This window comes from Microbacterium sp. Leaf320 (genome assembly GCF_001423485.1).
GTDB lineage: Bacteria > Actinomycetota > Actinomycetes > Actinomycetales > Microbacteriaceae > Microbacterium.
In genome coordinates this window covers 691,133-702,676 of record NZ_LMOD01000002.1, presented here as the reverse complement: position 1 = coordinate 702,676, position 11,544 = coordinate 691,133, and the positions used below count along the sequence as shown (strand labels likewise).

Sequence of the window (11,544 nt, the reverse complement as noted above, 5' to 3'; positions counted from 1 at the left end):
CGACGATCGCCGTGATCACGGGGATCGTGAGGAGGTCGCAGCGCCCGTCCTCCGTGCAGAACGAGTCCTTCGCAGCCTCTTCGCTCGCCGCGGGCGTCGCGCGATCGGTCGGCGACCGGCAGAATAGGACGGTGACATCCCCGGATCCCTTCCGCGTGATCTTCGTGTGCACGGGGAACATCTGCCGCTCTCCGATGGCGGAGGTGGTGTTCCGCGAACTCGCGGAGCGGCAAGGGCTGGGTTCGCGCATCGTCTCACGCAGCGCCGGCACGGGCGACTGGCATCTCGGTGAACGTGCGGATCATCGCACACTCGACTCCCTCAGCCGCCGTGGCTACGACGGCTCGCTCCATCGTGCGAAGCAGTTCACGTTCGCCTCGTTCGCGGAGAACGATCTGGTCGTCGCCCTCGACCGCACGCACGAGCGCATCCTGCGCGAATGGGCGCGCAGCGAAGATGAGGAGGGCAAGGTCACTCTGCTCCTCACCTTCGACCCGGACGCGCCCAGCCAGGACGTGCCCGACCCCTACTACGCCGGCGCCGAGATGTTCGATTCGGTGCTCGGTATGATTGAGACGGCGACTCGCGGGCTGTTCCGCCAGCTCGAGCCGGCTCTTCGCCAGCCCCGCACGCCCCGCACGCCCGGGGCCCGATCAGGAGGACTCCCCTGACTTTCCAGCCTTCGCTCCCGCCGCAGCCCCTGAGCCCCCTCGACGGTCGCTACCGCGGCGCCGTCACCGGCCTCGCCGACTTCCTCTCGGAGGCGGGCTTGAACCGCGCCCGCGTCGAGGTCGAGGTGGAGTGGCTGATCGCACTCACCGACCGCTCGCTCTTCGAGACGAGCCCTCTGTCGGATGCCGACAAGGAGCGCCTGCGCGCCCTGTACCGCGACTTCGGCCAGGCCGAGATCGACTGGCTCGCCGAGAAGGAAGCGGTCACCCAGCACGATGTGAAGGCCATCGAGTACCTGGTGCGCGACCGCCTGTCGACCCTCGGCCTCGACTCGATCGCCGAGCTCACCCACTTCGCCTGCACGAGTGAGGACATCAACTCCGCCTCGTACGCGCTCACCGTGAAGCGTGCGGTCGAAGAGGTCTGGCTCCCCGCCCTCGACGGCGTGATCGCGAAGCTCCGTGAGCTCGCCGCCGAGCACGCCGACGCCGCGATGCTCTCCCGCACCCACGGACAGCCGGCCACCCCTTCGACCATGGGCAAGGAGATCGCGGTCTTCGCGTGGCGCCTCGAGCGTGTGCGCGCCCAGATCGCGGCATCCGACTACCTCGCCAAGTTCTCGGGCGCGACCGGCACCTGGTCGGCGCACCTCTCGGCCGACCCCGACGCCGACTGGCCCACGATCTCGCGCGAGTACATCGAGGGCCTTGGCCTCGGGTTCAACCTGCTGACCACGCAGATCGAGTCGCACGACTGGCAGGTCGAGCTGTACGACCGCGTTCGTCACGCCGGCGGGATCCTGCACAACCTCGCCACCGACATCTGGACGTACATCTCGCTCGGCTACTTCGCGCAGATCCCCGTCGCCGGTGCGACCGGTTCGTCGACGATGCCGCACAAGATCAACCCGATCCGCTTCGAGAACGCCGAGGCGAACCTCGAGATCTCGGGGGCGCTGCTGGCATCCCTCGGCCAGACCCTCGTCACCAGCCGCCTGCAGCGCGACCTCACCGACTCGACCACGCAGCGCAACATCGGCGTCGCGTTCGGACACTCGCTGCTCGCGATCGACAACCTGCGCCGTGGACTGAATGCGATCTCACTGTCGCGCGACGTGCTGCTCGCCGACCTCGACGTGAACTGGGAGGTCCTCGCCGAGGCCATCCAGACCGTCATCCGCGCCGAGGTCGTCGCCGGTCGCTCATCGATCACCGATCCCTACGCTCTGCTGAAGGAGCTGACCCGCGGACACCGCGTCGGTGCCGAGGACCTTGCGGCCTTCGTCGAGGGGCTCGAGATCGGGGATGCCGCGAAGCAGCGTCTTCTGGCCCTGACCCCTGCGTCATACACGGGCATCGCCGAGCAGCTCGCCAAGTAGTCGCCGCTAGGGGCGGGGCTCGCCGGAGTGCGCTCCGGCGGAGTCGCGCGGCATGAACGCCGCGGCGATCAGGGTCAGCACCGCGACCACGGCTGCGGCGACGAACACCCAGACGGATGCCGAGATGATGGTCGCCGGGTCCTCGGGGCCGGCGCCCTGTGCGATGACCGAGTTCGAGATCGCCCCGAACACCGCGACTCCCAGCGCGCTGCCCGCCGACCGGGCGAAGGCGTTCATGCCGGTGACGGCTCCGCGCTCGCCCCAGCCGACCGAGGCCTGGGCGGCGATGAGCGTCGGGGCGGCGCTCCACCCCAGACCGAAGCCGAGCACGAAGGCGACGGCGGCTATCGAGAACGGGTTGGGCCAGGGTGACACCACCGCGAGAGCGATCGCCGCGACCGCCGTGATCGACATGCCCGTGAGCGCGGTGCGGCGGAACCCGATCCGCAGGTACAGGCGCCCGGAGTTCGCGGCGGCGAGCGGCCACCCGAGAGTCAGGGCCGCCACGGCGAGTCCCGACAGCAGCGGGGCGATGCCGATCGACCCTTCGAGATAGGCGGGCGCGAAGCTCGTGACGCCCGTCATCAACGCACCGATGCCGAGCGACACGATCGTGGTCGTGAGGATGAGCGGACGCGCGGCCAGCCGCAGGTCGACGATCGGCTCCGCGGCCCGCCGTTCGACGAGCCCGAACGCGATCAGCGCCAGGACTCCGAGGCCGAAGCAGATCGCACTGGGCACGGAGAGCCATGCCCAGGCGTTGCCGCCCTCCAGCATCCCGAGGATGAGACCGGTGAGTCCGATCGTGAGAAGGACGGCTCCGGCGTAGTCGATGCGATGCCGCTGCGTCTGCTTCTCTTCGTGATATTTGCGCAGCAGCATCCACCCCGCGATCAGGCACAGCGGGATGTTGACCCAGAAGATCCACCTCCACGCGTCGAGCTGGGCGAAGATCCCGCCGAGTGCGGGGCCGACGACAGACGAGATCGCCCAGACCGAGGCGATGTAGCCCTGCACCTTGGCGCGCTCGGCGACCGTGTAGATGTCTCCGACGATGGTCATCGACATCGGCGCGACGGCTCCTGCCCCCAGGCCCTGGACGATGCGGAAGATGATCAGGGAGGTCATGCTCCAGGCGAATCCCGAGAGCACGGACCCCAGCAGGAAGAGCGCGATGCCGAGCAGGATGATCGGCTTGCGCCCCACGGTGTCGGCGAAGCGCGAATAGATCGGCACGCTGACGGCCTGCGCGAGGAGGTAGACCGAGAAGAGCCACGGGAACTGCTGATAACTGCCGAGATCGCGGACGATGCTGGGCACGGCCGTCGCGAGGATCGTCGCGTCGATCGCGATGAGTCCGGTGGCGAGCATGAGCGCACCGAGCACGGGACCGCGGGTCGATCGGAGTCCGATGGAGGCGCGATCGATCGAAGCAGTCACTACAGGCACAAGCGGCCGGGCTCAGGGACTATTCCGGACGGATGCCGGAGATTCCTGCGCCGCACGTCAGAGAAGAGACGCCGCGCACCACGAGAGGGCGGCGCGAGTCAGGAGGAAGCGCTGTGACCGGGCTTGTCGGAGTCGGGCTCATCAGGCGTCTCGGGGTCGTAGAGCACCGGACGGTCGACCGTCTTGGTGACATCGGCCGGGTCGACCACGAGGATCAGCATCGCGAGGAACAGCAGCGTGACGATGAATGCGCCGCCGCCGACCACCAGGCCGAGGGCGATCGGGGTGAGGGCGTCGTAGCTGCCGTTCGCGATGGCGGTGTTGACCCGGGCGGTGAAGGCGCCGGTCGACACGAGCGTCACGACCGCCGCGAAGACACCGCACCCCAGGGCGATGCCCAGCAGGTGCAGTGGGCGCAGGATGTCGCGCCGGGTGGGCTTGTCGTCGCTCATCGGTCTCCTCCGTGCCCGGCAGGGGCAGGGTCGTTCTCGGTGGATGCGGAGTCGGCGACGGCGTCGACGCGCTTCGGAGTGAGCCCGGCGATGCCGAGGAAGACCGCGACGATGGCGGCGTATCCGCCGAACATGCCGACGCCCAGGATGATGCCGGTGAGCTCGAACTCACCTGCGCCCTCGATCGCATAGGGCTGCACGAAGCCTGCGGGGATCGCCAGCAGCAGCACGGCGAGCAGCAGACCGAAGGCACCCAGGGTGATCGAATCACGTGCCGTGGGGTCACCCGTGCGGCGTGCGCGCAATCCGACGACCAGCTCGAGGATTCCGGTGGCCACCGCCCAGGCGATCACGACCACGAAGAAGACGTCGTCGGTGCGCCAGGCAGGCACTCCCGCCGCCATCCCCGCGGCGAAGCCCAGGATGGCCAGGACCACCGACGGCCAGCGCTGCCCGGCAGGGAACACGAGCCAGGCGGCGACGATCATCACGAGGGCGGTCGTCAGCACGAAGCCGCTGAAGACGGAGAGACCGACGGCCGCGGAGTGGTCGGGCGAGAAGGTGATCATCACGGCTGCGGCAGCGGCGAAGAGCGCGCGCAGCAGCTGAAGGTGACGCACGGTGAACGCGCGGGCAGGGGCAGACATGACGATCCAGAGTCCTCCGGGGTGTTCCTCCCAGTCTACGCGGGGGCGCGGAGTGGGCGCGGACGCCGGGAGAGAGGTGTTCGCGGGGCCCGATGGATCTCCCCAGATCGATCATCAGGCCCCGCGACAGAACGCGGCGACGGGGGCGACACCGCGTTATAGGCCGATCGGTCGTGAGGTCGGGCACCCTGCCCACGACTGTTCCGCCCAGCTGACCCCAGAAATAGCATCTCGTCCCCTACGCGATGCTGGTGTGGTCGTATGCTCACTTTAGGGCTCGATTCTTCACATACCGGAGGGGGTGCTGTGATGAGTATGGAAAGTGGCATTCGCCGGTATGCCGATGTATTTGCAGCGTCCTTCCGTGACGCGATCAATGCACGTGGATTGACTTTGGCAAGACTGCACGAGCAGTTGCGCGCCCGCGGCAACAGCGTGTCGATGGCGACCCTCAGCTACTGGCGCTCCGGCGCTCGCCGACCGGAGGGAGCGCAGTCGATGGCGGCGCTCGGCGATATCGAGCAACTGCTGCACCTCGAGCCCGGCTCGCTCACCGCGCTGCTCGGCACCACGAACCGCACCGGTCCTCTCGGTCCCAATCAGTTCCCGCTCGACGAGCAGGAGCTCGAGGAGGCGGTGAAAGAGGCCTTCGCAGCCCTCGGCGCCGAGTACCCCGACACCTCTCGCGAGCTGACCACGCATTCGGTGACGGATGTGGATGCCGACGGCAACGTCTCGTACTCGATCACGCGCAGCATCGTGCAGTCCACCGTCGGCACGGTCGCCTCGATCCCGTTCCTCGAGATGACGCCAGGCGTGAGCACCCCCGCCCCGATCATCGATGCGGTGGCCGGTGGCAGGATCGCCGCCCGCTACTCGCATCCGAACGGCGAGGTGCACGGCGTGCTGTTCGAGCTCGACATGCCTCTGACCGCTCCGAGCACGTCGATGGTGGAGTGGTCGGTCAGATACCCGCCCGGCTACCCGCCGCAGCGTGAGACGGGCCACGCCGTCGCTCGACAATGCCGCGAGCTGCTGGTGTGGACCAGGTTCCACCCCGACGCCCTGCCCGATCGCATCGAAGAGCGCGCCGAGACGCCGACCGGCGTCAAGACGACGGAGCTGTCGCTCGAGGGCCGCAACTCGGTGCATCAGGTTCGTCGCGCCTTCGGTCCCGGACTCCTCGGAGTCTCCTGGACCTACGCCGACGGACGCTGATTCCCGCGGGCGGCGCTGCCCAGCCGTGTGATGCCCAGCTGTGCGATGCCCGGTCGCGTGATGCTCAGCCGGGCTGTTCTCCGACGGCGACCGCGCGACCCGGAGTGTTGGACCACTGGCTCCACGATCCGGGGAAGACCTTGGCCTCGATGCCGGCCTCGTCGAGGACCAGCGCGGTGTGGGCCGCCGTGATGCCGGAGCCGCAGTACGCCGCCACCGGAGTCCCCTCGGTCACGCCGACGTCCGCGAAGGTCGCCTGAAGCGTGTGCACGTCGAGGATCTTGCCCTCGGGGTTCAGATGAGCAGCCATCGGCAGGTTGAGCGCACCGGGGATGTGTCCGCCGATGGGGTCGAGCGGTTCGTGGTCGCCCCGATAGCGTTCGGGGGCCCGCACGTCGAGCAGCACACCGTGCTCGGGGAACGACGCCGCCTCGTCGATCGAGATCGCGTCGGCACCGATCTCGTCGAGGACGACATCGCCCGGCTCGACCTTCACGTCGTCGGTCGCGACCGGCAGACCGGCCGCCGTCCAGGAGCCGATGCCGCCGTCGAGCACGCGCACGTCGACGCCACCCTGTCGCAGCAGCCACCAGGCGCGCGAGGCGCTGAGCCCCTTCGCATCGTCGTAGGCCACGACCAGGTCGCCCCGGTTCACACCCCATCGGCGCGCGGCATCCTGCAGCGTCTGCGTGGACGGCAGTGGATGGCGCCCCTCCGAGGGCTCGCCGTGCGTCGCCAGTTCGGTGGAGAGCGGAACGTAGACGGCTCCGGGGATGTGGCCCCGGAGATACTCGGCGTGACCGTCGGGGCGGTCGAGTCGCCAGCGCACGTCGATCACCCGGACCGGCGTCTCGGACGCCCGCAGCTCGTTCAGTTCGTCGACGCTCACGAAGTTGCTCATGAGGCGAGGCTATCGAGTCCACCCGACGCTCACGACCACCGGCGCCACACGCCGTCACGGCGGCCGTCGATGACGGCGATAAGCTCATCCGGGCCGTGTCGAGAAAGGACCGCATGTCCACTCGATTCCGCTGGATGAGCCTGCGTCGGCAGGAGGTCGCCCTGATCGCCGTGACGGCGGTCTGGGGCAGCACCTTCCTGCTCGTGCACTGGGCGATGCAGCACTCAGGACCGTGGTTCTTCGTCGGCATCCGGTTCCTGGTCGCCGGCCTGATCAGCGTCGTCATCTTCCGGCGCGTGCTGCGAGGCATCCGCTGGCGCGACATCGGCGCCGGCGTCGCGATCGGCGTGATGATCTATCTGGGCTATGGCCTCCAGACCGTCGGGCTGCAGACCATCGACTCGAGCACGTCGGCGTTCATCACGGCGATGTACATCCCGCTCGTCCCGCTCGCCCAGTGGGCGGTGTTCCGCAAGCGTCCTCCGGCCATGGCGTTCGTGGGCGCGGGACTCGCCTTCCTCGGGCTGATGCTCATCGCCGGCCCCGACGCGTTCGCCCTCACACTGGGGTCGGGCGAGATACTCACCATGATCAGCACCCTGCCGATCGCGGCCGAGATCATCCTGATCAGCGTGTTCGCCGGCAGGATCGACCTCGGCCGGATCACGGTCATCCAACTGCTCACCGCCGGAGTGCTCGGCATCCTGACGATGCCGGTGGTCGGGGAGGGACTTCCGGAGTTCTCCTGGATCTGGGTCGGCTGCGCGATCGGGCTCGGGGCGGCGAGCTGCATCATCCAGCTCACGATGAACTGGGCGCAGAAGTCGGTCTCACCGACCCGCGCCACGATCATCTACGCGGGCGAGCCGGTGTGGGCGGCCGCGATCGGCCGCATCGCCGGCGAGCGCCTGCCCGTCACGGCGCTGATCGGCGGCGCACTCGTCGTGCTCGGCATCCTGGCCAGTGAGCTCAGACTCGTGCGCCGCCGCGACACGGCACCGGCACCGGCACCGGTACCGGCACCGGCACCGGAGTAGCGGCTCAGACGGTGAGCAGCACCTTGGTGGCGCGGCGCTCATCCATGGCGCGATAGCCTTCGGCGGCCTCCTCGAGGGGGAGCGTGAGGTCGAACACCTTGCCGGGGTCGATCTTGCGGTCCCAGATGAGCCGGATCAGCTCGGGAAGGAATCGGCGCACCGGAGCCGGTCCGCCGTGCAGGTGCACCCCCGAGAAGAAGAGCTCCTCGCCGGGCAGCGCGACGTCGTGCGAGACGCCGACGTATCCGACGTGGCCGCCGGGGCGGGTGGCGCGGATCGCCTGCATCATCGACTCCTGCGTACCGACGGCCTCGATCACCGAGTGCGCGCCGAGCCCGTTCGTGAGCTCCTTGATGCGGGCGACGCCCTCGTCTCCGCGCTCCTCCACGATGTCGGTCGCGCCGAACTCGCGCGCCAGCGCCTGGCGGTCGGCGTGCCGGCTCATCGCGATGATCCGCTCGGCGCCGAGTTCACGCGCGGCGAGGATGCCGAGCAGACCCACCGCTCCGTCACCGACCACGGCGACGGTCTTGCCCGGGCCGACCTCTGCCGCGACGGCGGCGAACCAGCCGGTGCCCAGCACGTCGGATGCCGCGAGCAGCGACGGGATCAGATCGGCGTCGGGCTGCCCCGGCGTCACGACGAGCGTGCCGTCGGCGTGCGGGATCAGCGAGTACTCGGCCTGGGTGCCGAAGCGTCCCATAGGCACGACATGCACGCAGCGGGACTGGTAACCGGCCTGGCAGATCTCGCAGGTGTTGTCGGACGCCATGAACGATCCGACGACGAAGTCGCCGACCTTCACGGTCTTCACGTCGGCGCCGATCTCCTCGACGACGCCGACGTACTCGTGACCCATCGGGTCGTGATCGACCTCGTTCGCGCCCCGGTAGGGCCACAGGTCGGATCCGCAGATGCAGGTCGCGGCGATCCGGATCACGGCATCGGTCGGACGGGTGAGGGTCGGCTTCTCGCGATCCTCGACGCGAACGTCGCCGGGGGCGTACATGACTACTCCACGCATGAGTGGTGCTCCTTCGGTGTTGTGGTTCCAGTCAACTCCTGATCCCCCATGCGGGGGAGGCTCTGATAAAACACCCCTCGTGGGAATAGACACGCGCGCCTCGCGTTTCACCCGACATGATTGAAACTTCAACCGTCGTGCCGGTCGCCTCTGAGCGCACGCGTGTGCGCGTGCCGATGCGCTTCGCCGACGGATTCTCCACCACGGCCGATGTCGTCACGTTCGACGGGTTGATCGACGGCCGTGAGCACCTGCTGCTCGGCCTCGGCGACTGGAAGAGTGCGCTCGAGCGCGCCTCCGCGGGCGGGGATGCGCCTCTCGTGCGCCCGCACAGCGAATGCCTGACCGGCGATGTCTTCGGATCCGAGCGCTGCGACTGCGGTCCGCAGCTGCGGGAAGCCGTCGAGCGCATCGCCGAGGAGGGCGGGTTCCTGCTGTACCTCCGCCAGGAGGGCCGCGGCATCGGCCTGTACGCCAAGCTCGACGCCTACGCGCTGCAGGACGCAGGGCTCGACACCTACGAGGCGAACGTCGCCCTCGGCCGCGGCGAGGACGAGCGCGACTACACGGTCGCGGCGCAGATGCTGAACACGCTGGGCGCCGACAGCATCCGCCTGCTGAGCAACAACCCCGACAAGGCGGCGCAGCTCGAGTCCCTCGGCATCCGCGTCACCGAGCAGGTCCGCACCGGTGTGCACCTGTCGGACGCGAACCACCGCTACCTCGAGGCCAAGCGCGACCACACCTCGCACACGCTCGATCTCTCCGCCGCGTGATGAACACGCAGGTGGCGAACACGCAGGTGGTGAACGACCGGCGGCTCGACGACACCGAGATGCAGACGTGGCTGCCGACAATCCGGTTCGTCCAGCTGCTGCCGCAGGTGCTCGACCGCGCGCTGAAAGCCGAGACGGGACTCAAGCACTCGCACTACGCGATCCTCGTGACGCTGGCGGGCCAGGATGACCGCGCGATCCCGATGACCGAGCTCGCGCAGATCGCCGGGCTCAGCCGCTCGCGGTTGAGCCATGCCATCGACTCGCTCGAAGAACGCGGCTGGGTGACGCGCACCTCGTGCAGCAGCGACAAGCGCACTCTGACCGCCGCGCTGACGGATGCCGGTCGCGAGCTGCTGCGGGGAGCTGCTCCGGTGCACGTGGCGCAGATCCGTGAGCTGATCCTCGACCCCCTCACGCAAGCCGAGCGGGAGCAGCTCGGCGCGATCGCGGCCAAGCTGCTCCCTGGTGTGACTGCTGCCCTCTGACTCAGGCTTCGGCGGCAGAGGGAGTGCCCACCAGTGCCTCCCTTCATTCCGCGAGGGGGCGTACCGTCGAAGACATGGACACCCGCAACGAGGTGCGCGAGTTCCTCTCATCGAGGCGCGACCGCATCACCCCCGATCAGGCAGGCCTGCCCTCATACGGCGGCAACCGGCGCGTACCGGGGCTGCGCCGCGAAGAGGTCTCGCTGCTCGCCGGCGTCAGCGTCGACTATTACACCCGTCTCGAGAGGGGTGATCTGTCCGGCGTCTCCGACAGTGTGCTCGACGCGCTCGCCCGCGCGCTGCAGCTCGACGAGGCCGAGACCGCTCACCTGTTCGACCTCGCCCGCACGGCGAACGCATCACCGGTCGCCCGCAAGCCGCGCAAGAAGGTCGAGACGCTGCGTCCCAGCATCCTGCGCCTGCTCGACGCGATGACGGAGGCGCCCGCGATCGTGCGCAACAACTACTTCGACTACCTGGCCGCCAACGCGCTGGGCCGCGCGCTCTATGCGCCGCTCTTCACGACCCCGGTGCCGAACAGCGCCCGCTTCGCGTTCCTCGACCCGGCCGCGCAGGAGTTCTACCCCGAATGGGAGCGCAACACCCAGGAACTCGTCGCCGCGATGCGCGGCGAAGCCGGGCGCAACCCGTTCGACCGCAAGCTCACCGATCTCGTGGGAGAGCTGTCGACCCGCAGCGATCGGTTCCGCACACTGTGGGCCGCACACAACGTGCGTTTCCACCGCAGCGGCGTCAAGAAGATCAACCACCCCGTCGTCGGCGAGATGGAACTCACCTACGAGGCCTTCGAGCTGCCGGCCGATCCCGGTCTGCAGATGTCGACCTACACGGCCGAGCCGGGCTCCGCGTCGGAGGAGAAGCTGCGGATGCTGGCGAGTTGGGCGGCGACGGATGCGGTCGTCGCCGCCTCGGAGAGCGCGTCGTCGGAGCGCACCGAGGCCTGACCGCGAGCGGTTCTGCTCTGAGCAGAACCGCTCGAACCCCGCACTGACGGCGGATTATCGTGAGGCATGGCCGACCTCGTCCCGTTCTCCCGTGCATCTCGTCCGCCTCGTCCGGCTCGTCCGCGGCCGTTCGAACCGGAACCGCTGTGGCGCCACATGCTGGGCGATCAGCTGCGACGCCGACGACATGCCCGCGACGAGACGCTGACCGAGACCGCAGACAGCGCCGGGGTCTCGCCGCAGTACCTCTCGGAGGTCGAGCGAGGACTCAAAGAGCCGTCGAGCGAGATGATCGCCGCGATCGCCGGAGCCCTCGACACCTCGCTCGTCGAGCTGACGAGCGCCGTGGCCGACGACCTGCGTCAGGCCACGGCGGCCCCGGCATCCGCTGCGGTGTCTGTCACTCGCGGCGCCTTCGCCCTCGCCGCCTGACCGGCCTCCCGGTTCAGCGACCGGCCTCCCGGTTCACCGACCGGCCTCCCGGTTCAGCGACCGGCGGTCCGGGCCGTCGGTCCGGGCCGTCGGCAGGACCACGGC

Annotated in this window: 13 protein-coding genes; 8 read left to right on the top strand and 5 right to left on the bottom strand. The window is 69.0% G+C overall.

Annotation, left to right across the window (positions count from 1 at the left end):
* The first annotated feature begins 131 nt into the window (after positions 1 to 131).
* Both ASF63_RS08210 and purB read left to right on the top strand, forming a co-directional pair.
* Complete coding sequence (locus ASF63_RS08210; RefSeq protein WP_200933986.1) at positions 132 to 671, top strand: low molecular weight protein-tyrosine-phosphatase; 540 nt, start codon at positions 132 to 134, stop codon at positions 669 to 671.
* Positions 668 to 2,050, top strand: a complete 1,383-nt coding sequence (gene purB, locus ASF63_RS08205; protein ID WP_056511877.1) for an adenylosuccinate lyase — start codon at positions 668 to 670, stop codon at positions 2,048 to 2,050. Before ASF63_RS08210 ends, purB begins: the two co-directional genes overlap by 4 nt.
* A gap of 6 nt (positions 2,051 to 2,056) precedes the next feature.
* Here the strand turns inward: purB and ASF63_RS08200 are convergent, their stop codons facing one another.
* From ASF63_RS08200 to ASF63_RS08190, 3 genes are all read right to left on the bottom strand, one after another.
* Complete coding sequence (locus ASF63_RS08200; RefSeq protein ID WP_056511875.1) at positions 2,057 to 3,490, bottom strand: MFS transporter; 1,434 nt, start codon at positions 3,488 to 3,490, stop codon at positions 2,057 to 2,059.
* A 107-nt stretch (positions 3,491 to 3,597) separates the two neighbouring features.
* Positions 3,598 to 3,951: a hypothetical protein gene (locus ASF63_RS08195; RefSeq protein ID WP_056511871.1), complete on the bottom strand. Its 354-nt coding sequence runs from the start codon at positions 3,949 to 3,951 to the stop codon at positions 3,598 to 3,600.
* Entirely contained in the window at positions 3,948 to 4,598 is a 651-nt protein-coding gene (locus ASF63_RS08190; RefSeq protein WP_056511868.1) for a hypothetical protein, read from the bottom strand. Before ASF63_RS08190 ends, ASF63_RS08195 begins: the two co-directional genes overlap by 4 nt.
* A 393-nt stretch (positions 4,599 to 4,991) precedes the next feature.
* Here ASF63_RS08190 and ASF63_RS08185 point away from each other — a divergent pair, with 393 nt between their 5' ends.
* Entirely contained in the window at positions 4,992 to 5,816 is an 825-nt protein-coding gene (locus ASF63_RS08185; protein ID WP_235560744.1) for a hypothetical protein, read from the top strand.
* A 64-nt stretch (positions 5,817 to 5,880) separates the two neighbouring features.
* Here ASF63_RS08185 and ASF63_RS08180 read toward each other — a convergent pair whose 3' ends face one another.
* On the bottom strand, positions 5,881 to 6,717 hold the full coding sequence (locus tag ASF63_RS08180) for a sulfurtransferase (protein ID WP_056511863.1): 837 nt from the start codon (positions 6,715 to 6,717) through the stop codon (positions 5,881 to 5,883).
* Positions 6,718 to 6,830: 113 nt separating this feature from the next.
* On the opposite strand from ASF63_RS08180, the gene ASF63_RS08175 reads away from it, so the two are divergent.
* Positions 6,831 to 7,754, top strand: a complete 924-nt coding sequence (locus tag ASF63_RS08175) for a DMT family transporter (protein WP_056511860.1) — start codon at positions 6,831 to 6,833, stop codon at positions 7,752 to 7,754.
* 4 nt (positions 7,755 to 7,758) lie between these two features.
* Here the strand turns inward: ASF63_RS08175 and ASF63_RS08170 are convergent, their stop codons facing one another.
* Positions 7,759 to 8,778 carry a zinc-dependent alcohol dehydrogenase family protein gene (locus ASF63_RS08170; protein ID WP_056511856.1) on the bottom strand — a complete coding sequence of 340 codons (1,020 nt, stop codon included), beginning with the start codon at positions 8,776 to 8,778 and terminating at the stop codon, positions 7,759 to 7,761.
* Between the two features lie 116 nt (positions 8,779 to 8,894).
* Between ASF63_RS08170 and ASF63_RS08165 the strand changes: the two genes are divergently transcribed.
* The 4 genes from ASF63_RS08165 to ASF63_RS08150 all read left to right on the top strand — a co-directional run bounded on the left by ASF63_RS08165 (position 8,895) and on the right by ASF63_RS08150 (position 11,439).
* The gene (locus ASF63_RS08165) at positions 8,895 to 9,554 is read left to right on the top strand and encodes a GTP cyclohydrolase II (RefSeq protein WP_056511853.1); all 660 of its coding nucleotides are present in this window, start codon (positions 8,895 to 8,897) and stop codon (positions 9,552 to 9,554) included.
* An 11-nt stretch (positions 9,555 to 9,565) separates the two neighbouring features.
* Entirely contained in the window at positions 9,566 to 10,042 is a 477-nt protein-coding gene (locus tag ASF63_RS08160; RefSeq protein WP_235560743.1) for a MarR family winged helix-turn-helix transcriptional regulator, read from the top strand.
* Between the two features lie 74 nt (positions 10,043 to 10,116).
* On the top strand, positions 10,117 to 11,007 hold the full coding sequence (locus ASF63_RS08155; RefSeq protein ID WP_056511847.1) for a helix-turn-helix transcriptional regulator: 891 nt from the start codon (positions 10,117 to 10,119) through the stop codon (positions 11,005 to 11,007).
* A 66-nt stretch (positions 11,008 to 11,073) separates the two neighbouring features.
* A complete protein-coding gene (locus tag ASF63_RS08150; RefSeq protein WP_056511844.1) occupies positions 11,074 to 11,439 on the top strand; it encodes a helix-turn-helix domain-containing protein in 366 nt (121 codons plus the stop codon).
* Positions 11,440 to 11,544: the final 105 nt, after the last annotated feature.

Excerpts from the sequence above, each read along its gene's own strand:
- ASF63_RS08155 (WP_056511847.1), top strand. The coding sequence starts at position 10,117 with ATGGACACCCGCAACGAGGTGCGCGAGTTCCTCTCATCGAGGCGCGAC.
- ASF63_RS08165 (WP_056511853.1), top strand. The coding sequence starts at position 8,895 with ATGATTGAAACTTCAACCGTCGTGCCGGTCGCCTCTGAGCGCACGCGT.
- ASF63_RS08170 (WP_056511856.1), bottom strand. The coding sequence starts at position 8,778 with ATGCGTGGAGTAGTCATGTACGCCCCCGGCGACGTTCGCGTCGAGGAT.
- ASF63_RS08175 (WP_056511860.1), top strand. The coding sequence starts at position 6,831 with ATGTCCACTCGATTCCGCTGGATGAGCCTGCGTCGGCAGGAGGTCGCC.
- ASF63_RS08150 (WP_056511844.1), top strand. The coding sequence starts at position 11,074 with ATGGCCGACCTCGTCCCGTTCTCCCGTGCATCTCGTCCGCCTCGTCCG.
- ASF63_RS08195 (WP_056511871.1), bottom strand. The coding sequence starts at position 3,951 with ATGAGCGACGACAAGCCCACCCGGCGCGACATCCTGCGCCCACTGCAC.
- ASF63_RS08190 (WP_056511868.1), bottom strand. The coding sequence starts at position 4,598 with ATGTCTGCCCCTGCCCGCGCGTTCACCGTGCGTCACCTTCAGCTGCTG.
- ASF63_RS08180 (WP_056511863.1), bottom strand. The coding sequence starts at position 6,717 with ATGAGCAACTTCGTGAGCGTCGACGAACTGAACGAGCTGCGGGCGTCC.